Here is a 21,798-nt window from a genome sequence, read left to right as displayed (position 1 = left end):
GAAGGAGCGGGCCGTGCAGGATGTCCGTTACGAGCACGCGATCGCGCTGGCCAATGCCGGGCGCCATGACGAGGCGCTGCAGATTGCCGACCAGCTGTGGGAGGCACACCCCGAAGTAGTGGATTACGCCGCGTTGCGCGCGCAGATCCAGTCTGACCGTGGCGATGTGGCTGCCGCGCTGGCTGCGCTGGACGACGCCATGGCGCGTCTGCCCGAGTTGCCGCTGGCGCCGATGCACCGCTGGGCGTCGCGTGGCGCGCTGGTCCATATGTATGGCACCTTGCTGATGCGCGATGGGCGTGACACCGAGGCGCAGCCCTGGCTGCACGAGGCGGCACGCCGCAACGGGCTGGCCACCGGCGAGTGGGCCGCGCACTTCTATGCGGGCTTTGTCGCGTTCCGGCTGAACGACTTTGCGCTGGCGGGCCGTTACTGGCACGACCTGCTGTACCGTGCCCCCGACCTGGGTGCCGGCGACATCCTGCCGCTGGTGCAGGATTACGTGGCACGCAGCGATGCCGCCGAACTGCTCGGCGAGCCGCTGCTGCGCATCTGCCTGGGGCGCATCGCGCTCGATTCCCCGGAACTGCTCGACCTGACGCCTGCGCAAGGCGACGCACTGGCGGCCGCCCAGGCCGGGCGCGTGCTGGCCGAACAGCCCGATCACGCCGAGGCACGGCGCCTGCGCGCACCGCTGCGGCTGGGTTCCGAACCCGCCGCTGCGCTCGACGATCTGGAAACCTATCTGCGTCAGCGCCCCGATCCGCTGGCCCAGGTGCGCGCGCTGACCTGGCGCCACCAGGCCAATGTGGCCGCCGGTGCCAGCGCGCCTGCGCAACCGGCATGGACCGGCTTTGCCGTCACGGCCGATGCCGACGACGGCGCGCTGTACTTCCATGCGGCCACCGCGCTGGGCAGCTTCCTCGATGAGGTTCCCGCCTCGCAGACGGCGCTCAAGCCGATGCTGGAAGCCATGTGCCGCAAGGGGCTGTCCTGCCTCGAAACGTATTTCGAGACCGGCGAAGGCGATGCGCAGGGCCACGGCGGCAACGCTGACCCCCATCTCTATTCGCTGCTGTGCCGCCTGATGGCGCGCACGCTGCCGGCCGGTGCCACCAACCTGGAAGAGAAGGTTGCGCTGCACCGCAAGGGCATGGCGGCCAGCGACTTTATCGATCACTGGATCGACCTGCTCGACGCCTATGCATCGGCGGGCCAGCACCAGCAGGTGGTGGATATGGCGGGCGAGGTGCTGAACCGCTATCCGGTGGAGCGCAATCCGGCGGATGTCAGCTGGGCCTTCAGCCGCCTGGTGGCGGCCTGGGCGGCGATCGGCGGGCGCGAGGCCACCGAATCGGCCAGCGCCGCGCTGGCGCATATGGATGCCCGGCTCGATGCGCTGCCTGTAGAGGCCCGCACCGAAGGCGCCCATGCGATGGCCCATGCACGTGCCCACTACGGCACGCTGCTGCAGACCGGCATGGGGTCGATGGACGAGCACGACAAGGCCGATGCCATCGCCGAACTTGAGGCACTGCAACGGCGCTCGCTGCTGATCGACGACGCCTGGGTGTCGGGCCGGTTCGGCCAGATCTGGCGCGACCTTGGTGATCACGAGCGAGCCATGCCGCTGCTGGAGCAGGCCGTGCAGCTGGGCGAGGGCGATGCGCGGCAGCAGGCGCCCGCGCGGGTGCAGCGCGCCAGGCTCCTGGTGGACCTTGAGCGTCATCCCGAGGCGCTGACCGACTTCCAGATCGCCTTTGCCGCACGCGACGACTGGGACGCGCAGACCTGGCTGGCCGCCGTCCAGGCCGCCCTGGGCATGGGCCAACGAGAAACGGCGTTGGGATGGTTCGAGCGCGCGCGCGTGCTTGACGCTGAAAAGGGCGGAACACGTGGCTTGTACGCCAAGGTGGAAACGGCACTGAAGGCCACACGGCCCAAGTGGAAGCTCTGGGGCATTTGATCGCCCAGCCGGAGAATGTGAGCCACCGCACGCGAGACAATTCTGATTTTGCAAGTCCTACAAAAGCGCTATCGGAGACGATGGCGCTTTTTCGTTGGAGAAGGCGATAGTTGTCGGCATGTTCGGGAAAGTGTCGGACAAGCACTTACATTTCCTGACGTGTCCTTCCGTTACCATGTCGCGCATGAACGGATTGAGCCAACTATTTCCCTCGCTGCCGCTGGCGCCGGGCGGACTCTTCTGGGTAGGCCTTGCGCTGGTGGGCGCGGGCCTGGCTGGTGAAGTCTGCCGCCGCTGGCTGGGCTGTCCGCGTATCGTCGGCTACGCGGTGGTAGGGCTGTTCGCCGGCATGCTCGGGCGCAGCATCGTCGACGACAACATGATCGCGCAGACCCGCGTGCTGATCGACATGGCGCTGGCCCTGGCGCTGTTCGAGCTGGGTCACCGGCTGTCGTTGTCATGGCTGCGCGCCAACCCGTGGCTGCTGATCACGAGTGCCGCCGAAAGCCTGCTGACCTGGGGCCTGGTGTCCACGGTGCTGCAGTGGATGGGGGCATCGCCAGGAGTGGCGATCCTGGCCGGCGGTATCGCGGTCAGCACCTCGCCCACGATCGTGCTGCAGTTGAAGAACGAACTGCGCGCCGACGGGCAGGTGACCGAGCGTCTGATGGCAATGTCCGCGCTCAATTCGATCTACGCCGCGGCCATCGTACAGGTGGCTACCGGCTGGCTTCATTCCGAATACGGCAACATCGGCGCGGCGCTGCTGCATCCGCTGTACCTGCTGGTGGGATCGTGTCTGCTGGCATGGGTGGTGGGCAAGTTCGGCCATGCCATCTATGCGCGGATGTCCGCCGACGATCACTACAGCTTCCTGGTGCTGGTGGGGCTGGTGCTGTTCACGCTGGCGCTGACCCGGGTGCTGAAACTGTCGATGCCGCTGACACTGATGCTGGCCGGCGTGGTGTTCAAGCACCAGGACCGCCAGCCGCATGTGTGGCCCACGCACTTCGGCAGTGCGGGCAGCCTGCTGATCATCGTGATGGTGGTGTCGCTGGGTCTGCCGCTGACCGCCAAGGACTGGGTGGTGGGCGGATCGCTGGCCGTGGCGCTGGTGGTCTTCCGTCACATTGCCAAGCTGGCCGGCGTGGTATCGCTGGGATCGTTCTCGGGGCTGAGCCTGCGCCAGTGCGCGGCGCTGGGGCTTGCGCTGGCGCCGATGTCCGGGCTGGCTTATCTTTTGATGAGCGACGTTGCCCGCCTGTACCCGGGCACAGGGGCGCCGCTCGCATCGATCATCCTGTGCGCGCTCGCAATCGAGCAGTTGCTTGCCCCGATCATCGCGGCATGGGCGCTGCGCTACGCCGGCGAGTCGCGTGACCATGGAGGAGGGCGCTGATGTCGCTCGAACCGTTCAAGCATTCCGATGCCCTGACCTTTGGCGTCGAGCTGGAGCTGCAGCTTGTCAACCGGCACGACTATGACCTGGCGCCGTTTGCGCCAGACCTGCTCCGCGCGCTGAAAGGCGCGCAGCACGCTGGCGATATCAAGCCGGAAATCAGCCCGTCGATGATCGAGATCAGCACGGGCATCTGCCGCAACTACGCGCAGGCGCTGGAGGAGCTGACCGTGATGCGTGACCTGATGGTCAATGCGTCGCGCGGGCTGAACCTTGGCATCTGCGGCGGCGGTACGCATCCGTTCCAGGTCTGGTCGGAGCGCACGATTTCGAACTCGCCGCGCTACCAGTACATTTCCGAGCTCTACGGCTACCTGGCGAAGCAGTTCACCGTGTTTGGCCAGCACGTCCACATCGGCTGCCCGAGCGCGGACGAATCGCTGTTCCTGCTTCACGCCATCGGGCGCTACGTGCCGCACTTTATTGCGCTGGCCGCGTCTTCGCCTTACGTGCAGGGCGTGGATACCGGCTTTGCGTCGGCGCGCCTGAATTCGGTGGCGGCGTTTCCGATGAGCGGCCGCGCCCCACATGTGCTGACCTGGGACGGCTTCAGGGCGTATTTCGACAAGATGCGCGCCACCGGCGTGATCGAGAGCATGAAGGACTTCTACTGGGATATCCGTCCCAAGCCGGAGTTCGGCACGATCGAAGTGCGCGTGATGGACACCCCGCTGACCGTGCAGCGCGCCTGCGATATTGCCGCCTATATCCAGGCGCTGGCGCGCTACCTGTTGCTGTCGCGGCCGTTCATGCCGCAGGAAGACGACTACCTGGTGTACACGTTCAACCGCTTCCAGGCTTGCCGTTTCGGCCTGGAAGGCGAGTATGTGCATCCGAACGAACTCACGCGGATGCCGATCGCGGACCATATCCTGTCGATCTGCGATGCGCTGGAGCCGCACGCCGAGGCGCTGGGGTCGCTCCAGGCCTTGGCAAATATCCGCGCCCAGGCGGCGGCACGCGACACCGACGCACGCCTGGTACGTACGGTGAACGACGAGGCGCACAGCTTGCGCGACACGGTGCGCCGCACTTGCGAGTTGTGGGAATCCTGAAGCGCCGCCCGGGCTGACGCAGGGCGGCGGCGGGCAGGCGTGCCGAAAGCGGCCCGCCCTAGATGCCGTGCGGCACGCTCTCCCCGTCGCGGCCGGTCGCCAGCCCAAGCTGCTGGTTGGCCGGGACGGCGATGTCGATCAGCTTGGGCCGTGGCAGGTTCAGGCTGCGCATCATCACGATGAACTCGTCGCGTGTGCGGCCGGCCACCCGGCTGTTGGTGGCGCGCTCGTGGCCGATCGTCGATTCGGTGCGGCCCTTGTAGTCGTGCGCGGGAAAGACGCGCGTGTCGTCGGGCAGGCGGAAAAGCTTCTGCGTCAGGCTGTCGAACAGCGTGCCGGCGTCGCCCGACTGGAAATCGGTGCGGCCACAGCCGTCGATCAGCAGCGCGTCGCCGGTGAAGATGCGCCGGGTCGCGCCCTCGGGCGATGACTCCTCCCACAGATAGCTCATGCTGCCGGCGGTATGGCCGGGCGTGTGGATCGCGCGCAGCACCTGGCGACCGAACGGAATCGTATCCCCATCGATCAGTTGTTTCAGCGCAGGCTTGATGTCGCAGCCCGAGGGCGCCGCCGTACTGGCGCCCGTCAGCTGGGCTAGGTGGCCGGCCGACGTGATGTGGTCGGCGTGCGCGTGGGTTTCCACCACCCAGACAAGCCTGGCGCCTGTCTGCTCCAGCAGCGCAAGATCGCGCGCGTACTGGCGATCGACGGGGTCGATCAGCACGGCCTCGTGCGTGTCGGCGTCGATCAGCAGGTAGGTGAAAGTGGACGATGTTTCGTCGAACAGCTGGTGAAAGGTCTGCATGGCAGTCTTTTTCTGGCAAACCGGAAGTGCTTCCATGATACGTCGCCGGCGCGCGCCGGCAACCGGAATCCACCGCATCAGCACTCGACGATATTGACGGCCAGCCCGCCGCGCGCGGTTTCCTTGTACTTGGTCTTCATGTCGGCGCCGGTCTCGCGCATCGTCTTGATGACCGAGTCCAGCGACACATAATGCGTGCCGTCGCCGCGCAAGGCCATGCGTGCCGCGTTGACCGCCTTCACCGATGCCATGGCATTGCGCTCGATGCACGGAATCTGCACGAGGCCGCCCACCGGATCGCAGGTCAGGCCCAGGTTGTGCTCCATGCCGATCTCGGCCGCGTTTTCCACCTGTTCCGGCGTGCCACCCAGCACCGCGGCCAGCGCCCCGGCCGCCATCGAGCAGGCCACGCCGACTTCGCCCTGGCAGCCCACCTCGGCGCCGGAGATCGATGCGTTGAGCTTGTAGAGCAGGCCGATGGCCCCGGCGGTCAGCAGGAAGTCGACCACGCCCTGGGCGTTGGCGCCGGGCACGAAGCGGTCGTAGTAGTGCAGCACGGCGGGAATGATGCCGGCCGCGCCATTGGTCGGCGCCGTGACCACGCGGCCGCCGGCGGCGTTCTCCTCGTTGACGGCGATTGCATAGAGATTGACCCAGTCCATGACGGACAGCGGGTCGGAGAGCGTTCGCTCGGCACGTAATGTCAGGTGTCGATAGAGTTCCGGCGCACGCCGCTTGACCTTGAACGGCCCAGGCAGCTCGCCGTCAGTCCGGCAGCCGCGCGCCACGCACTGCTGCATCACGTCCCAGATATGCAACAGACCGTCGGTGACCTCGTTCTCCGGGCGCCATGTCAGCTCGTTTTCGAGCATGAGCCGGGCAATCGACTTGCCGCTGGCATGGGCCATGTCGAGCATCGCCCGCCCCGTGCGGAACGGATGCGGCAACTGCTTGCCGGCGGCCAGCACCTGGGTATTGGGCGCGCCGGCGGTGACAACGAAGCCGCCGCCTACCGACAGATAGCGGGCTTCGCGCAGCGATGCGCCATCGGCATCGTAGGCGTGGAATTTCATGCCATTCGGATGCTCGGCCATGGCCTCGCGCCGATAGAACACGATGTGCTCGCGTTCCACGAACGGTACCGTGTGCTGACCCAGCAGCGGCAGCTGCTTGCTGGCACGCAGCGCCGCCAGCCTGCTGTCGATCGCGTCGGGGTCGACCGTGTCGGGGGATTCGCCCATCAAGCCCAGGATCACGCCCTTGTCGGTACCGTGACCCTTGCCAGTGGCGCCAAGCGATCCGTACAGCTCCACGCGCACGCTGGCTACCCGAGGCAGCAGGCCGTCGCGTTCCAGGCCATGCGCGAACATCAGGGCCGCCCGCATCGGGCCCACGGTGTGGGAGCTCGACGGGCCAATGCCCACCTTGAAGAGATCGAAGACGCTGACTGCCACGGCTGAACTCCAGTTGTTACCGGTGCGGGCCCATGAAGTCCGTGGACCATTGGCCGCTAGGCCGGCTTGTCCTGATCGGAACGCCCCGGATGACGCCATAGTGCGCCGGGCACGGCGGAATCGGAAGCGTCGGGGGCGTGCTCCTTCATCTTCACGCTGATGGAGCCGTCCGTCTCGAGAATCGCGAAATGCACGTCTTCCACGCGGGCGCAGCCATTGCGGCGCAAGACCTTGTGCAGTTCGTGCGTGCTGATGCGTTCGCGGCGCATGACTTCCTCAAAGACCTCGCCCTGGTGAATCACGATCTGCGGGCGGCCGTCGACAAGCATCTCCACCGGCCGGCTGCGCCACGTCACATACCCAAGCAGCGAGTCGGCCGCGAACAACGTGGCCGCCAGAATCAGGCCGGCCAGCACCGAGTTGTCGCCGGCGTTCATCGCGTTCTGCACCGCATTCGAGATGATCAGCAGCAGAACCAGGTCGAACGGCGTGAGCTGCCCGATCTGCCGCCGCCCCGAAATGCGCATCAGCACCAGAATTGCGCCATAGACGATCAGTCCGCGCAGGACGAATTCCCACCAGGGCGCGCTGAGATTCCACATGAATGAGGCCTCCGCTCAAGGGCGGCGCCGGACGCCGGCGCCCGCTTTCCCGAGCATAGCCCGTTGGCGGCATCCGCGTGTATCGGACGCCGCCTGACGGGCCGGGCACTCACTCGTCGGCGTACTCGCTCATCGGCACGCACGAGCAGAACAGGTTGCGGTCGCCGTACACGTTGTCGGCACGGCCAACCGGCGGCCAGTACTTCTGCGTGCGCAGCGATGCCACCGGGTACGCGGCTTCCTCGCGCGTGTACTTGCGGTTCCACTCGTTACCCACCACCACGGCGGCGGTGTGCGGGGCGTGCTTGAGCGGGTTGTCCTCGCGGTCGAAGCTGCCGTCTTCCACCCGCGCGATCTCGCCACGGATGGCGATCATGGCGTCGATGAAGCGGTCGAGTTCGTGCAGCGATTCGCTCTCGGTCGGCTCGATCATCAGCGTGCCCGGTACCGGGAAGCTCATGGTCGGGGCGTGGAAGCCATAGTCCATCAGGCGCTTGGCCACGTCCTCGTTGGAGATGCCCGTGGTCTTCTGCAGCGGGCGCACGTCCAGGATGCACTCGTGTGCCACCAGGCCGTGCTGGCCCGTGTACAGCACCGGGAAGTGCGGCGACAGGCGGCGCGCCACGTAGTTGGCGGTCAGGATCGCATTCTCGGTGGCGGCGGTCAGCCCGGCCGAGCCCATCATCGCGATATACATCCACGAAATCGGCAGGATGCTGGCCGAGCCGAACGGCGCGGCCGAGATGCCGCCGATGCCGTTGTCGTCGCGACGATAGCCGACGCTGTCCTGGTTCGGCAGGAAGTCGGCCAGATGCGCGCCCACTGCCACCGGACCCACGCCCGGGCCGCCACCGCCGTGCGGAATGCAGAACGTCTTGTGCAGGTTCAGGTGCGACACGTCGCCACCGAACTGGCCCGGTGCGGCCACGCCCACCATCGCGTTCATGTTGGCGCCGTCGACATAGACCTGGCCGCCATGCTTGTGAACGATGTCGCAGATCTGCTGCACGCCCTGCTCGAACACGCCATGCGTGGACGGGTACGTGATCATGATCGCGGCCAGGTTCTTGCTGTGCTGCTCGGCCTTCTTCGCCAGGTCGTCCAGGTCGACGTTGCCGTTGTCGTCGCAGGCCACCACCACCACCTTCATGCCGGCCATCTGGGCCGACGCCGGGTTGGTGCCGTGTGCCGACGACGGGATCAGGCAGATGTCACGATGGCTTTCGCCGCGGCTGGCGTGGTACGCGTGGATGATCAGCAGGCCCGCGTACTCGCCCTGCGAGCCGGCGTTCGGCTGCAGGCTCACCGCGGCGTAGCCGGTGGCGGCGCACAGCATCGCTTCCAGCTGGTCGATCATTTCGCGATAGCCGACGGTCTGGTCCAGCGGCGCGAACGGGTGGATGTTGCTGAACTCGGGCCACGTCACCGGAATCATCTCGCTGGTGGCGTTGAGCTTCATCGTGCAGGAGCCCAGCGGGATCATGGTGCGGTCCAGCGCCAGGTCCTTGTCGGCCAGCGAACGCAGGTAGCGCAGCATCTCGTGTTCGGCGTGATGCGTGTTGAACACCGGATGCGTCAGGTAGGCGCTCTGGCGCGCCACCTTGGCCGGGAAGCCGTCGCCCACCGACGCCTCGATCTTGTCGAAGTCGGGTACCGGCTTGCCGTGCGCGAAGATTTCCCACAGCGTGACCACGTCGTCGCGCGACGCGGTTTCGTCCAGCGAGATGCCGATGTGCGATGCGCCGGCGTGGCGCAGGTTGATGCCGCGCTGGGTGGCCGTGGCGTGGAACGCCTCGGTGTTGAAGCCGGTTTCCAGCGTCAGGGTGTCGAAGAACGTCTCGTTGACCGGGGCCAGGCCCAGCGCCCTCAGGCCGGCGGCCAGCGTGGCGGTCAGGCGGTGCACGCGTTGCGCAATGCGCTTCAGGCCCTGCGGGCCGTGGTAGACCGCGTACATCGACGCCATCACGGCCAGCAGCACCTGCGCGGTGCAGATGTTCGACGTGGCCTTCTCGCGGCGGATATGCTGCTCGCGCGTCTGCAGTGCCAGGCGATAGGCCTTGTTGCCCTGCGCGTCGATCGTGACGCCGACCAGGCGGCCCGGCATCGAACGCTTGAATTCATCCTTGACGGCCATGTAGCCCGCGTGCGGACCGCCGAAACCAAGCGGCACGCCAAAGCGCTGTGTATTGCCCACGGCCACGTCGGCACCCCATTCGCCCGGTGCGGCGATCAGCGTCAGCGCCAGCAGGTCGGCGGCGGCCACCACGCGGCCACCTGCCGCATGCACGGCTTCGGCGATGGCGCGGTAGTCGGCCACATCGCCATTCACCCCCGGGTATTGCAGCAGCACGCCAAAGGCATGCGACTGCGCGGCATCGGCGGCGGGGCCGACCTTCACCTCGATGCCCAGCGGCAGCGCGCGCGTGCGTACCACTTCCAGCGTCTGCGGCAGGACGTCGTCGGCCACGTAGAACGTGTTCGACGCATGCTTGTGCACGCGCTGCAGCAGCGTCATGGCCTCGGCGGCCGCCGTGCCTTCGTCCAGCATCGACGCGTTGGCGATGTCCAGGCCCGTCAGGTCCGTGATCATCTGCTGGAAGTTCAGCATCGCTTCCAGGCGGCCCTGCGAGATTTCCGGCTGGTACGGCGTGTAGGCGGTGTACCAGGCGGGGTTTTCGAAGATGTTGCGCAGCACCACGCCCGGGGTGAGCGTGTTGTAGTAGCCCTGTCCGATGAAGCTCTTCAGCACGCGGTTCTTGGAGGCCAGGCCGCGCAGGCGGGCCAGCGCGGCTTCCTCGGTCAGCGGCGCGGTGAACTCGCCCAGCGCCATGCCATCGCGGCGGCGGATGGCGGCGGGCACCACGGCGTCGATCAGCGCGGCGCGGCTGTCGAAGCCCAGCACCTTGAGCATGTGTTGCTGTTCGGCGCTGTCGGGGCCGATATGGCGGGCGGCGAAGGCGTCGCGCGCCTCCAGTTCGGCCAGCGTGGGCCGTGTACCTTGGGCGGCGGCATTCATGGGAAACGGGGCGTTCATGGCAAGGAATCTCGGGGAGCGGGCGGCGGGCAGGTGGTCAGCCTGGCCGCCGCGCGCGGCATCAAACAGTCAGCGCGATCAGGCGCCGACGCTGGCCTTGTAGGCGTCGGCGTTCATCAGGCCGTTCACGTCGTCGGCGTTGGCCGGCTTCAGCTTGAACAGCCAGGCGTCGAAGGCGTTGGCGTTGACCGATTCCGGCGATGCCGAGGCGGCGTCGTTGACGGCGATCACTTCGCCAGCCACCGGGGCGTAGATGTCGGAGGCCGCCTTGACGGACTCGACCACGGCCAGGGCGTCGCCGGCACCAACCGACTTGCCGACTTCGGGCAGTTCCAGGAAGACGATGTCGCCCAGGGCATCCTGTGCGTGGTCGGTAATGCCGATCGTCAGCGTGCCGTCGGCTTCGACGCGCACCCACTCGTGCGATTCGGTGTACTTCAGGTCAGCGGGGAAGTTCATGAGGTTCTCCGTCAATACAGTTTGTTTCTTGTTTCATTCACCCAGGTCCGCAGCAGGTTGGGCTCGAGCGGACGGGTGGAGGGGCGACCGTTTGATGTGAAGCCGGGCGATGCCTCAGCTCACGAGTGCCTTGCCATTACGCACAAACGGCAGTTTAACCACAGTCGCGGTCAGTTTGCGGTCACGAATCTCGACCTGGACGTCGGTGCCGGGCGCCACGTCCTTGGGCAGGCGGGCAAACGCGATCGACAACTGCAGGCTCGGGCTGAACGTGCCGCTGGTGATTTCGCCATTGCCGGCGGCGGTGATCACCTTCTGGTGCGCACGCAGCACGCCGCCCTTGTCGCGCAGGATCAGGCCCGCGAAGGTCTGTTTCTGGCCGCCGGCCACCAGGGCCTGCTTGCCGGTGAAGTCGCGCTCGCTTTGCAGGTCCACCGTCCAGGCCAGGCCGGCGTCGAGCGGCGATGTGTTGATGTCCATGTCCTGGCCGTACAGGTTCATGCCGGCTTCCAGGCGCAGCGTGTCGCGCGCGCCCAGGCCAGCCGGGCGCACGCCCGCCGCGGACAGTTTTTCCCAGATGCCGGCAACGTTCTCGGCCGGCACCACCAGTTCGAAGCCGTCTTCGCCGGTGTACCCGGTGCGGGCAATCATCAGCTCGCCCATTTCGGGGTCCTGGACGACGAGTGCGTTGAACGGCTTGAGGGCGTCGGCGGGCTGGGTGGACGGGAAAGCCTGGTAGACCTTGGCGCGCGCGTTGGGGCCCTGCACGGCCACGATGGCCAGCTTGCCGGCGCTGGCCGGCGCAACGTCGCCACGACGCGGCGTAATCGTCACGCCGCTGCCGGTGGCCGCGTTGCGCGACTGGATCCATTCGATGTCGCCGATGGCCGTGCTGGCGTTCACCACCAGGCGGAAATAGTCCTCGGCAAAGAAGTAGACGATCAGGTCGTCGATGACGCCGCCCTTGTCATCGAGCATGCAGGAATACAACGCCTTGCCCGGCGTCTGCAGCTTGTCGACGTTGTTGGCCAGCAGGCCGCGCAGGAAGGCGCGCGTCTGGGCGCCGTGCAGGTCGACCACGCACATGTGCGACACGTCGAACATGCCGGCATCGGCACGCACTGCGTTGTGTTCCTCGATCTGCGACCCGTAGTTGACCGGCATGTCCCAGCCGCCAAAGTCGACCATGCGGGCGCCAAGGGCGCGGTGGATAGCGTTGAGGGGCGTGGCCTGGAGCGTCATGGAAATCCTCGGGGGCGGTTCGAAAACGAAAAAAGGGTCATCCGCCGCAACGATCGGCGCACCAATGTGCGTCCAATCCGCTGCGGCGGATGACCCCTCTGTCCTCGATACCTGAGAGATTACGAAGCTTCGGCGTGCCGCCGCTCCGTGCGCCCCTTCGGTGGACATGCTCACCCTGCGTCAGGGCAGTGGCGGATGTCGCTCTCCAGAGTGCGGCATGCATCGTGTGCATGTTGCATGCCGATCCGGTCGGTCCATGGTGCCTGAGAGTTTTTGGGTAGTTCCCCTTCGGCGGCGCAGTCGCTGCGCGCTCTCCCGGCCGGATGCGCGAGAATGTACGGGACCGGTCTGCCTTTGTCAAACGCAAGCCTGACGCCGGCCACCGGCCACGCCCCCGGGATTTGGAACCAGTTTGCCGGCCGGTTAGCGGCGGTCCTTCGTCACGACATTACCGACCACACCGCCCACAGCCGCACCGCCCAGCGTACCCAGCGCACTGCCGTCGGTCAGTACGGCGCCGCCAAGCGCACCGGCGCCCGCGCCGATGGCCGTGTTCCGCTGCTTCGGGGTCATGTCCGCGCAGCCGGCAAAACCCACCAGCGTCACGCCGATCAGGGCAACTTTCGAAAGGGTGCGAAGCGTCTTCATGATTGGCTCCTTTGTTGTCATCGAGATCATCGTTTCCGATTTGTAGATCTGTCCCGAACCGGTCGCGCCACGCGCAAGACCCGTGCGGTCCTGCCCGATAGGAGGCAAGCTCCATGCCCCGGGATCCGCTGCCTTACGATTGTTACCAGCCTGAAACGCCTCTTGTCGGACGCCGCCTGACACGCCCTTGCGGGCCTGAGGCGCGTGTTAACATCGACGCCTTTGGCGCGCAGCCCCTCAGGTGCGCGTTGAGCCATCCCGCCTGCCACGTTCCCCCTGCCTCATGACTCACGGACTCAATGCCGCGCAATCCGAAGCGGTTCGCTACCTGGACGGCCCCTGCCTTGTGCTGGCGGGCGCCGGCTCGGGCAAGACGCGCGTGATCACGCAGAAAATCGCCCACCTGATCGAGGACAAGGGGTTCGAGCCACGTCACATTGCGGCCGTCACGTTCACGAACAAGGCGGCGAAAGAGATGCAGGAGCGCATCGGCAAGCTGATGGAAGGCAAGACCACGCGCGAAGGGAAGCGCATTCCACTCAAGCAGCTGACGGTTTGTACGTTTCACTCGCTGGGCGTGCAAATCTTGCGCATGGAAGCCGAACATGTCGGGTTGAAGCCACAATTCTCGATCATGGATTCGGACGACTGCTTCGGCCTGATCCAGGAGCAGCTCGGTACGACCGACAAGAAGCTGATCCGCAGCGTGCAGGGCACGATCTCGCTGTGGAAGAACGGCATGGTCGATCCCGAGACGGCACTCGCGCAGGCCGCCGATGCCGACGAACACCAGGCCGCGATGGTCTACCGCAACTACGTGGCCACGCTGAATGCCTACCAGGCAGTGGACTTCGACGACCTGATCCGGCTGCCCGCCGAACTGTTCGCACGCGACGAGGCCGTGCGCCTGAAATGGCAGAACCGCCTGCGCTATTTCCTGGTCGACGAATACCAGGACACCAACGCGTGCCAGTACCAGCTGCTGAAGCTGCTGGCGGGCGGCTCGCACCTGCGCGCGCCGGCATTTACGGCGGTGGGCGACGACGACCAGGCCATCTACGGCTGGCGCGGCGCCACGCTGGACAACCTGCGGCTGCTGCAGACCGATTTTCCGGACCTCAAGGTGGTCAAGCTGGAGCAGAACTACCGCTCCACGGTGCGCATCCTCGAAGCGGCCAACGCGGTGATCGCCAACAATCCGAAGCTGTTCGACAAGAAGCTGTGGTCGGAACACGGCATGGGCGATCCGATCGCGATCCACCCGATGAACGACGAGGAGCACGAGGCAGAGTCGGTGGTGTTCCGCCTGTCCGCGCACAAGTTCGAGCGCCGCGCACAATTTCGCGATTACGCCATTCTCTATCGCGGCAACCACCAGGCGCGGCTGTTCGAACAGATCCTGCGCCGCGAGCGCATTCCGTATGTGCTGTCGGGCGGGCAGAGCTTTTTCGACAAGGCCGAGATCAAGGACATCTGCGCGTACCTGCGCCTGATCGCCAACCCCGACGACGACCCCGCGTTTATCCGCGCCATCACCACGCCGCGCCGCGGGGTGGGCAACACCACGCTCGAGGCGCTGGGCACGTTTGCGGGCCAGGCCAAGGTGTCGCTGTTCGAGGCGGCGATGATGGGTGGCATCGAGGCCAAGCTGCAGCCACGCCAGCTGGAGCCGCTGCGTACGTTCTGCGAATCGATGGTGCGCCTGGCCGATCGCGCGGCGAACGACCCCGCCACCGTGGTGCTGGACGACCTGATGGAAGGCATCCACTACGAGGCCTACCTGTACGACACCTTCGACGAACGGCAGGCGCAGTCGCGCTGGACCAACACGCTCGAATTCCTGGACTGGCTCAAGCGCAAGGGCACCCGTCCCGAGGCCGAAGGCGAGGGCGAGGCCACCGGCTTCGACACGGCCGACGGTTTTGGCAACGAAGGCAAGAACCTGCTCGAACTGACCCAGACCGTGGCGCTGATGAGCATGCTCGAAGGCCGCGAGGAAGACCCGGATGCCGTGCGGCTGTCGACGCTGCACGCGTCGAAGGGGCTCGAATATCCGCACGTGTTCCTGGTGGGCGTGGAAGAGGGCATCCTGCCGCACTCGCGCGAGGACGAGGACCTGGGCGACGAGAAGATCGAGGAAGAACGCCGCCTGATGTATGTGGGCATCACGCGTGCCCAGCGCAGCCTGCAGATCAGCTGGTGCAAGAAGCGCAAGCGGGCACGCGAAACCTATTCGGTCGAACCGTCGCGCTTCATCGCCGAGATGAAGCTCGAGGAAGCCCCGGCGCCGCAGGACACCACCCCGGCGATGAGTCCGAAGGACCGGCTCGCCGGCCTGAAAGCCTTGCTCAACAAGCCTGCCCCAGGCTGACTTGATACAAGGCTGACAAGACACATGGGCACGCGCTCACTAGGATTGGCGGCGCGTGGAAACGTCTCTCGGACGTTCCTGCGACGCACCGCGCCCGCCCTTCGGCTGCGGTGTGGCTGGGCGCATGCGAGCCCGGCTTCTTCCCTGTTGAACGCTCCCGGATGCGGCAGCACCGGGGGCGTATTTTTCTGCCCGGGTCCTTGCACGGCGCCAGCTCTGCAAAAGTGCCCTGCCCACCGGTCTTGTGCGCCTCGCTGCACGTATCAAAATTGATACAAAGCGGGCATCGCCTGTAATCTCCCGGCTGGTACATTGGCCGCTCGGATGTCCCGCGTATTTCTCACTTTTTCCCCATGGACCTGTCGCCCAACCTGCCCATTCGTCTGCTGATCGTCGATGACGATCCCCAGATCCGTTCCATGCTGGCCGAATACCTGGCCACGTTCGGCATGGAGGCGGCGGGCGCGGAAGGCGGCGCGGCAATGCGCGCGGCAATGGGCCGGCAGGAATACGATCTGGTGATCCTGGACCTTTCGCTGCCCGGCGAGAACGGCCTGACGCTCTGCCGCGAGATCCGCGAGCAGAGCAACCTGCCCGTGATCATGCTGACCGCCCGTGCCGAGCTGGCCGACCGCGTGGTGGGCCTGGAGGTGGGTGCGGACGACTACGTGACCAAGCCGTTCGAAATGCGCGAGCTGGTGGCCCGCATCCACACCGTGCTGCGGCGCAGTCGCGGCGAGGTGCGACGCACGACGCCGGCCACGGCGGGGCACGAGATGCGCTTTGGCTGCTGGCGCCTGAATGCCACGCTGCGTCAACTGGTCGATGCCGAGGAGACAGTGGTGCCACTGTCCAACGCAGAATTCCGGCTGCTGCTGACCTTCATCGAGAATCCGAACCGGGTGCTCGACCGCGAGATGCTGATCAACAATGCACGCGGGCGCGACCTGGACGTCTTCGACCGCAGTATCGACCTGCTGGTATCGCGGCTGCGCCAGAAGCTGCGCGACGACCCGCGCGATTCGTCGCTGATCCGCACCGTGCGTGGCGAGGGATACGTCTTCACCGGCAACGTGGAGCACTGAAGGCATGGCTGCTGCGATCCCGCCATCCGCCGGCGGCGCTTCGGCGATGCGGCCCGAAGCGCGCGCCGCGGAACCGGCCCGACGCCGCCGGTTCAACTCGATGTTCATGCGGTTGTTCTTTGTGATGACCGCCATCATGCTGGCCGTGCACGTGCTGGGCGTGACCGTGATCGAGAGCGTGTTTCCGCGCCCCGGATCGGAACGCTACATGGAACGCATGCGCCGCGCGGCTTCCGATGCCGCGGCAGCGGGCCAGCTGCTGCCCAACGGGCCGCCCCCGCATCCGCTCGAAGGTGTCTTCATGTCCGACCGGCCACCTGGCCCGCCGCCCGGCATGCGAGGCAATGAGCCGTTCGATTTCGATGGCCCGCCGCTGCGCCCCGAGGCCTTCGGCGAGCGCCCGCCCTTCGGCCGTCCGCCGGGACCGCCGAAGGGGTTCCATATCCGTGGCATCTGGCCGCCGCACCTGGGCCTGATCTTCCAGCTTGCGGCCATCCTGATCGCGTCATGGGTGGGGGCCCGCCTGCTGGCGCGGCCGGTGCAGCAACTGGCCAGCGGCGCAAACCGCCTGGCGCAGGACGTGCATGCCCCGCCGCTGGACGAGGACACCGGCCCCGCCGAAGCCCGCGATGCCACCCACGCACTGAACCTGATGCAGCAGCGCATCCGCACCCAGCTGGCGCAGCAGTCGCGCTTTCTGGCAGCGGTATCGCACGACCTGCGCACGCCGCTGACGCGCATGAGCCTGCGCATCGAACGTATCGAGGACAACGACGTGCGCTATCGCCTGCGCCAGGATCTGGCCGAGATGAATGGCCTGATCGATGCCACGCTCTATTACCTGCGCGAGCGCGACGACGGCACCGGCCCGCGCCAGCGCGTGGACGTGCTGGCCCTGCTGCAGGCCGTGGTCGACGATGCCCAGGAAATCGGCCAGGACGTGCGCCTGTCTGGAGAGGCGGCACCGCTGCTGGCCTATCCGACCGAGCTGCGTCGCGCCGTGGTCAACCTCGTGGAAAACGCGCATCGCTATGGCGGCGCCGCGCACATCATCCTGACCGACAGCCCCGAGCGCGTATCGATCGATGTTTGCGACAACGGTCCCGGCATCCCGCCGGCCGAACTGCCGCGCGTGCTGGAGCCGTTCTATCGCGTGGAATCGTCGCGCAGCCGCGCCACCGGCGGCGTGGGCATGGGCCTGTCGATTGCCGCGGATATCGTGGCACGCCACGGCGGTGACCTGAAGCTGACCAATCGCGTCGAAGGCGGTCTGCGCGTCAGCATCACGCTGCCGCGCGCCTGACGCCGGCGCTGCGGCAGGTACTGACGCCCGGGCTCAGGCGCGCTGTGGCAGGCCGCTCTTGCCAATCGGGGCCAGCTGCACGTACTGCGAGCCGCGCAGCCCGCGCGTAAAGTCCAGCGTGAAGTCGCCCACGTCGATACGGGCCTGCAGGGCACGCCGCAATTCGGCCGTGCCCGATCCCTTCATGCCCGCAGCCGAGCGCGCCAGCCAGGCCGCGCCGATATAGCCGGCCAGCGTGGCGGGTGAGGGCGGCTCGTCGAGATACTGCTTCATGCGGGCCACGTGCTCCTTCACCACACGCAGCGTCGACTCCTGCGGTCCCGGGGCAATCTGCGTCACGACCATGCCGCCCGCGTAGTTGGCACCCAGGATTTCGCGCGCCGATGACGGGCTGACCGCCGAGAGTCCCACCAGGAAGCCATACCAGTTCTGCGCTGCCAGCGCGCGGCCCAGGCTGCCATAGGCCAGCGTGTCGCCTGCCACGATCACGGCGCCGGGCCGGGCGGCGGCAATGCGCTTTGCGCTGTCGTCGAAGTTGCCGGCCAGTGCCACCGCGCGCGTCGAGATGTCCTTTTCCAGACGGGCCAGCCATGGCGTGCCAACGCCAAGCGTGCCCGCCGCAAAGTCGGGTGACACGGCCAGCGCGATGCCCGACAGCCCGTAGCTGCGCAACTGATGCACGGCGGCGTCAAGCTCCGCCTGGTAGTCGGCGCGCGTGAACCACACGTTGTCGGCCGTCATGGTCAACCCCGACAGCGGCGCCACGATCTGCACCCCACGCCGCGTCAGGTCGGCAGAGCCTGCCAGCGTGGGCAGCAGGCTGTCACCGGGCCCGAACAGTACCTCCGCGCGTTCATTGTCGGCCAGCGCCACGGCCTGTGCGACAGCCGCGCGCGGGTTCGACGCGTCGGCGTCGCGCACCACATGGACGATGCGCAAACCGCCGTTGCTGGCCGGCGACGCATTGAAGGCATCGAACATCACCTTTGCACCCGCCAGATAATCGCGCGCCTGATCGGCCTGCGGGCCGATGCGGTCCACCAGATGGCCCACCACAAGCTGGCGGCGCAGCAACTGGCCGGCGGGCTGCGCAAACGCGGGCAGCACGGCGGCGGAAGTCACGGCGCCAAGCATCTGCAAGGCGCGGCGGCGGCCCGGGGAAGCGGGCAGACACGCGAGGGTCGACTGCGGCGAGGCTGGGCGCATGGCAGTGGAAAGATCAAGTGGGACGGGATGTGCTTCGGAAAGCGGATACGGGCGGGACTTCGAGAGCCGGGCCCGAGACTATCGGCCCTTCATGACGTTTCCGTGACTTTCACCAGACTTGAGGCCCCCCGTTGGCAGGGCTGGCAGGTGTAGGGTTGCCGTGATCTTGATGCGCATCAAGGTTGTTGCATCGGGCCAGGCATAGGATCGATCGTCATTCCGCCCACAAATCGAGTCTCCGCATGTCCGCCCCCATTCCAGACGTCGCCGGCACGGCTTTCGACCGCCGCGCGCTTGCCGATTTCCGCAGCCTGGCCGGCCGCATCGACGGCAACGGCCCCCGCTATACCTCGTATCCCACGGCCGACCGCTTCCACAACGAAGTCGGCGATGCCGGCTACCAGACCGCGCTGCAAGCCTGCCGCGCCGATTCGCCGGCCCCGGTGTCGCTGTATCTCCATATCCCGTTCTGCGAGAACATCTGCTACTACTGCGGCTGCAACAAGATCATCACCAAGGACCACGGCCGCAGCGCGCAATACGTGGATTACCTGTCGCGCGAGATGGCCATGGTCGCCGGACGCCTGGGCGAACGGCGCGCCGTGATGCAGTCGCACTGGGGCGGCGGCACGCCGACCTTCCTCGATCCCGATGAAATGCGCCGTGTGATGGCAGCGCTGCACGAGCATTTCGAGCTGCTGCCCGAGGGCGAGCATTCGATCGAGATCGATCCGCGCCGCGTGACGGACGAGCGAATGGACCTGCTGGCCGAACTGGGCTTCAACCGGATCAGCCTGGGCGTGCAGGATTTCGACCCCGAGGTGCAGGAAGCCGTGCACCGGGTGCAGTCCTATGAAGAAACGCGTGCCGTGGTGCTGGCGGCGCGCCGCCTGGGCTTCCAGTCGGTCAGCGTCGACCTGATCTACGGCCTGCCGCACCAGACGACTGCGCGTTTTGGCAAGACCATCGAAAAGGTGCTGGAACTGCGGCCGAACCGGCTGTCGGTCTACAGCTACGCGCACCTGCCGCACGTGTTCAAGCCGCAACGCCGTATCGATGCCGCAACACTGCCGCCAGCCGCCGAGAAGCTCGATATCCTGGTGTCGACCATCGAACGCCTGACCGCCGCCGGCTATGTCTACATCGGCATGGATCACTTTGCGCTGCCCGACGACGACCTCGCAGTGGCCCAGCGCGAAGGCCGGCTGCAACGCAATTTCCAGGGCTATGCCACGCACGCCGGCTATGACCAGATCGGGCTGGGGGTATCGGCCATCGGCGCCGTGGCCGGGCACTATGTGCAGAACGCTCGCACCACGGACGATTACTACGCGGCCATCGACGCCGGGCGCCTGCCGGTGGTGCGCGGCTTCGAGATGTCCGCAGACGATCATCTGCGCAAGGCCATCATCGGCGCGCTGATGTGCAATGGCACGCTCGATATTGCCGAGGTGGAACAGACGCACGGCATCGACTTCGCCGCTACCTTCGGGGTCGAACTGGCCGATCTGGACAGGCTGGCCGTCGATCACCTGGTACGCCGAACCCCCGACCGCATCGATATCACCGAACTGGGCCGTCTGCTGGTACGCCGCGTGGCGATGGTGTTCGACCGCTACCTGCGCGACGATGCCGCGCGCCCGCAACCGGCGCCGAACGCCGCAAACGACGCCAAGGTGATACCGCTGGTGCGCTATTCGCGCGTGGTCTAGCGTCGCAGATTTGCCAGAAACGAAAAAGCCCGCGAATGTCTCGCGGGCTTTTTGCTGGGCCAAGGCCTGGTATCGGGCCTCGGCCTGGACTTCCTTCGACGCTTACTTCGCTGCGTTGGCCATGTAGTCCGATGCGGCGATCACGTCTGCATCCGGGCCGGCGTAGCCACCCTTGGGCGGCATCACACCCTTGCCCTTGAGCGCGTAGTTGTGAACCACGTCCATGCCTTCCTTGAGGCGCGGAGCCCAGGCTGCCTTGTCGCCAAACTTCGGCGCACCGGCCACGCCAGCTGCGTGGCATGCGGCGCAAACCTGCTCGTAGACCTTCTTGCCGGTGTCCGCCGATGCCGCGGCCGGCGCAGCAGCCGGTGCGGCCGGTGCAGCGGCTGCCGGGGCGGGAGCCGCCGCTGCGGCGGGTGCTGGTGCTGCTGCCGGTGCTGCGGGCGCCTCCGGGGCCGAAGCCGCCGCCTGGGCGGTGGCGCCCTGGGCCGGGGCAGCCGGCTCGGGGAACTTGGCGCCGCCGGCATCGGCCATGTAGACCACGGCGCGTGCCAGCTCGTAGTCGCTGAGATCGTCCGGCGACGTGCCGGCCCGGGCGGGCATGGCACCCTTGCCGTTCAGCACCGCCTTCAGCAGGCCGTCAAAGCCCTGGCCGATACGGGCCGTCCAGTCGCCAGCCGTGCCGTACTTCGGCGCACCAGCCGCGCCCGTGGCGTGACACGCGGCGCAAACTTCCTTGTAGACCTGCTCGCCCGTCTTGAAGACGCGCGGGGCATTGGGGTCCTTGATCTCGAGTGACGCTACCGGCGCGATACGGCCGTTCACCGCTTCCACGCTCTGGGTGGAGCCGGCGCCCTCGCGGGTGCCATGTCCGACAAAATTGACCAGCAGGATGATGACGATAATCGGCACCAGAAAGGCGGCGATCACAACAGCGATAAGCTGCTTAGGGGTCTTGATTGGCGACTCGTGGTGGTCGTTTTGATGGACGTCACTCATACAGAACTCTCGATTTTGCGGGAAACCTATTGCACAGCACGTGGGGGCGGCTTGCTTGTCTGGCCCTGTCTTCGGGGATGAATCTGTCGGTCTTCGCGTCCGGGGCCGTCTCCTGCCCCGCTACGTCTCTGGTACGACGCAAATAGCTGCCGATTATAGACCCAAGACCCGGCCCACGGGGCCAAAAGCGACGGCTCAGAGACCTGTGAAAACCCGGGTTTCGCAGCCCCCGGCGCATCCCGCATGGACGGGCACCGACAAGTCGGGTATCCTATGCGACTTTCCGACGACGGCACTCGCTGTTGTCAATGCAGCTCACATCGCGCCCGTAGCTCAATGGATAGAGTACTGCCCTCCGAAGGCAGGGGTTGCTGGTTCGATCCCAGCCGGGCGCGCCA

General features: G+C 66.6%; 16 protein-coding genes, 1 tRNA gene and 2 riboswitches. Of the genes, 8 read left to right on the top strand and 9 right to left on the bottom strand.

The genetic code is table 11. The features are described 5' to 3' along the window. The first annotated feature begins 13 nt into the window (after positions 1-13). From A9J21_RS14665 to A9J21_RS14655, 3 genes are all read left to right on the top strand, one after another. Complete coding sequence (locus A9J21_RS14665) at positions 14-1,966, top strand: hypothetical protein (protein WP_066736801.1); 1,953 nt, start codon at positions 14-16, stop codon at positions 1,964-1,966. A gap of 184 nt (positions 1,967-2,150) precedes the next feature. Next, on the top strand, positions 2,151-3,365 hold the full coding sequence (locus tag A9J21_RS14660) for a cation:proton antiporter (protein ID WP_082926431.1): 1,215 nt from the start codon (positions 2,151-2,153) through the stop codon (positions 3,363-3,365). After that, entirely contained in the window at positions 3,365-4,480 is a 1,116-nt protein-coding gene (locus A9J21_RS14655) for a YbdK family carboxylate-amine ligase (RefSeq protein WP_066736799.1), read from the top strand. Before A9J21_RS14660 ends, A9J21_RS14655 begins: the two co-directional genes overlap by 1 nt. Before the next feature lie 58 nt (positions 4,481-4,538). Here the strand turns inward: A9J21_RS14655 and A9J21_RS14650 are convergent, their stop codons facing one another. The 7 genes from A9J21_RS14650 to A9J21_RS14620 all read right to left on the bottom strand — a co-directional run bounded on the left by A9J21_RS14650 (position 4,539) and on the right by A9J21_RS14620 (position 12,724). Further along, positions 4,539-5,285, bottom strand: coding sequence for an MBL fold metallo-hydrolase (locus A9J21_RS14650; protein WP_066736797.1), 747 nt, complete (start codon positions 5,283-5,285; stop codon positions 4,539-4,541). Between the two features lie 77 nt (positions 5,286-5,362). Next, complete coding sequence (locus A9J21_RS14645; RefSeq protein WP_066736796.1) at positions 5,363-6,739, bottom strand: L-serine ammonia-lyase; 1,377 nt, start codon at positions 6,737-6,739, stop codon at positions 5,363-5,365. A 56-nt stretch (positions 6,740-6,795) separates the two neighbouring features. Then, a complete protein-coding gene (locus tag A9J21_RS14640) occupies positions 6,796-7,341 on the bottom strand; it encodes a DUF421 domain-containing protein (RefSeq protein WP_066736795.1) in 546 nt (181 codons plus the stop codon). A 109-nt stretch (positions 7,342-7,450) separates the two neighbouring features. Continuing rightward, complete coding sequence (gcvP, locus tag A9J21_RS14635; RefSeq protein WP_066736794.1) at positions 7,451-10,375, bottom strand: aminomethyl-transferring glycine dehydrogenase; 2,925 nt, start codon at positions 10,373-10,375, stop codon at positions 7,451-7,453. Positions 10,376-10,453: 78 nt separating this feature from the next. Continuing rightward, positions 10,454-10,834 carry a glycine cleavage system protein GcvH gene (gene gcvH / locus A9J21_RS14630; protein WP_066736792.1) on the bottom strand — a complete coding sequence of 127 codons (381 nt, stop codon included), beginning with the start codon at positions 10,832-10,834 and terminating at the stop codon, positions 10,454-10,456. A gap of 114 nt (positions 10,835-10,948) precedes the next feature. Next, on the bottom strand, positions 10,949-12,076 hold the full coding sequence (gcvT, locus tag A9J21_RS14625; protein ID WP_066736790.1) for a glycine cleavage system aminomethyltransferase GcvT: 1,128 nt from the start codon (positions 12,074-12,076) through the stop codon (positions 10,949-10,951). Between the two features lie 88 nt (positions 12,077-12,164). Then, positions 12,165-12,295, bottom strand: a riboswitch (glycine riboswitch). Positions 12,296-12,316: 21 nt separating this feature from the next. Further along, positions 12,317-12,404: riboswitch (glycine riboswitch) on the bottom strand. A gap of 95 nt (positions 12,405-12,499) precedes the next feature. Beyond that, complete coding sequence (locus A9J21_RS14620; RefSeq protein ID WP_066736784.1) at positions 12,500-12,724, bottom strand: glycine zipper 2TM domain-containing protein; 225 nt, start codon at positions 12,722-12,724, stop codon at positions 12,500-12,502. Positions 12,725-13,007: 283 nt separating this feature from the next. Here A9J21_RS14620 and A9J21_RS14615 point away from each other — a divergent pair, with 283 nt between their 5' ends. The 3 genes from A9J21_RS14615 to A9J21_RS14605 all read left to right on the top strand — a co-directional run bounded on the left by A9J21_RS14615 (position 13,008) and on the right by A9J21_RS14605 (position 17,483). Then, positions 13,008-15,095: a UvrD-helicase domain-containing protein gene (locus tag A9J21_RS14615; protein WP_066736783.1), complete on the top strand. Its 2,088-nt coding sequence runs from the start codon at positions 13,008-13,010 to the stop codon at positions 15,093-15,095. Positions 15,096-15,448: 353 nt separating this feature from the next. Further along, positions 15,449-16,180 carry a response regulator gene (locus A9J21_RS14610; RefSeq protein WP_066736782.1) on the top strand — a complete coding sequence of 244 codons (732 nt, stop codon included), beginning with the start codon at positions 15,449-15,451 and terminating at the stop codon, positions 16,178-16,180. 4 nt (positions 16,181-16,184) lie between these two features. After that, a complete protein-coding gene (locus A9J21_RS14605; RefSeq protein WP_066736780.1) occupies positions 16,185-17,483 on the top strand; it encodes an ATP-binding protein in 1,299 nt (432 codons plus the stop codon). 33 nt (positions 17,484-17,516) lie between these two features. Here the strand turns inward: A9J21_RS14605 and A9J21_RS14600 are convergent, their stop codons facing one another. Next, entirely contained in the window at positions 17,517-18,689 is a 1,173-nt protein-coding gene (locus tag A9J21_RS14600) for an ABC transporter substrate-binding protein (protein WP_066736779.1), read from the bottom strand. Positions 18,690-18,931: 242 nt separating this feature from the next. Here A9J21_RS14600 and hemN point away from each other — a divergent pair, with 242 nt between their 5' ends. Continuing rightward, positions 18,932-20,401, top strand: a complete 1,470-nt coding sequence (hemN, locus tag A9J21_RS14595; RefSeq protein ID WP_066736775.1) for an oxygen-independent coproporphyrinogen III oxidase — start codon at positions 18,932-18,934, stop codon at positions 20,399-20,401. A 102-nt stretch (positions 20,402-20,503) separates the two neighbouring features. Here hemN and A9J21_RS14590 read toward each other — a convergent pair whose 3' ends face one another. Beyond that, complete coding sequence (locus A9J21_RS14590; protein ID WP_066736773.1) at positions 20,504-21,400, bottom strand: cytochrome c5 family protein; 897 nt, start codon at positions 21,398-21,400, stop codon at positions 20,504-20,506. Between the two features lie 322 nt (positions 21,401-21,722). On the opposite strand from A9J21_RS14590, the gene A9J21_RS14585 reads away from it, so the two are divergent. Then, positions 21,723-21,798 (top strand) — tRNA-Arg (locus A9J21_RS14585).

The organism is Cupriavidus sp. D384 (genome assembly GCF_001652915.1).
Classification (GTDB): domain Bacteria; phylum Pseudomonadota; class Gammaproteobacteria; order Burkholderiales; family Burkholderiaceae; genus Cupriavidus.
Note: the sequence above shows the minus strand (reverse complement) of the source record. Positions and strands in the feature narration are given on the sequence as shown.

Excerpts from the sequence above, each read along its gene's own strand:
- A9J21_RS14590 (WP_066736773.1), bottom strand. The coding sequence starts at position 21,400 with ATGAGTGACGTCCATCAAAACGACCACCACGAGTCGCCAATCAAGACC.
- A9J21_RS14600 (WP_066736779.1), bottom strand. The coding sequence starts at position 18,689 with ATGCGCCCAGCCTCGCCGCAGTCGACCCTCGCGTGTCTGCCCGCTTCC.
- A9J21_RS14640 (WP_066736795.1), bottom strand. The coding sequence starts at position 7,341 with ATGTGGAATCTCAGCGCGCCCTGGTGGGAATTCGTCCTGCGCGGACTG.
- gcvH (WP_066736792.1), bottom strand. The coding sequence starts at position 10,834 with ATGAACTTCCCCGCTGACCTGAAGTACACCGAATCGCACGAGTGGGTG.
- A9J21_RS14615 (WP_066736783.1), top strand. The coding sequence starts at position 13,008 with ATGACTCACGGACTCAATGCCGCGCAATCCGAAGCGGTTCGCTACCTG.
- A9J21_RS14620 (WP_066736784.1), bottom strand. The coding sequence starts at position 12,724 with ATGAAGACGCTTCGCACCCTTTCGAAAGTTGCCCTGATCGGCGTGACG.
- hemN (WP_066736775.1), top strand. The coding sequence starts at position 18,932 with ATGTCCGCCCCCATTCCAGACGTCGCCGGCACGGCTTTCGACCGCCGC.
- A9J21_RS14605 (WP_066736780.1), top strand. The coding sequence starts at position 16,185 with ATGGCTGCTGCGATCCCGCCATCCGCCGGCGGCGCTTCGGCGATGCGG.
- A9J21_RS14655 (WP_066736799.1), top strand. The coding sequence starts at position 3,365 with ATGTCGCTCGAACCGTTCAAGCATTCCGATGCCCTGACCTTTGGCGTC.
- A9J21_RS14610 (WP_066736782.1), top strand. The coding sequence starts at position 15,449 with ATGGACCTGTCGCCCAACCTGCCCATTCGTCTGCTGATCGTCGATGAC.
- A9J21_RS14650 (WP_066736797.1), bottom strand. The coding sequence starts at position 5,285 with ATGCAGACCTTTCACCAGCTGTTCGACGAAACATCGTCCACTTTCACC.
- gcvP (WP_066736794.1), bottom strand. The coding sequence starts at position 10,375 with ATGAACGCCCCGTTTCCCATGAATGCCGCCGCCCAAGGTACACGGCCC.
- gcvT (WP_066736790.1), bottom strand. The coding sequence starts at position 12,076 with ATGACGCTCCAGGCCACGCCCCTCAACGCTATCCACCGCGCCCTTGGC.
- A9J21_RS14660 (WP_082926431.1), top strand. The coding sequence starts at position 2,151 with ATGAACGGATTGAGCCAACTATTTCCCTCGCTGCCGCTGGCGCCGGGC.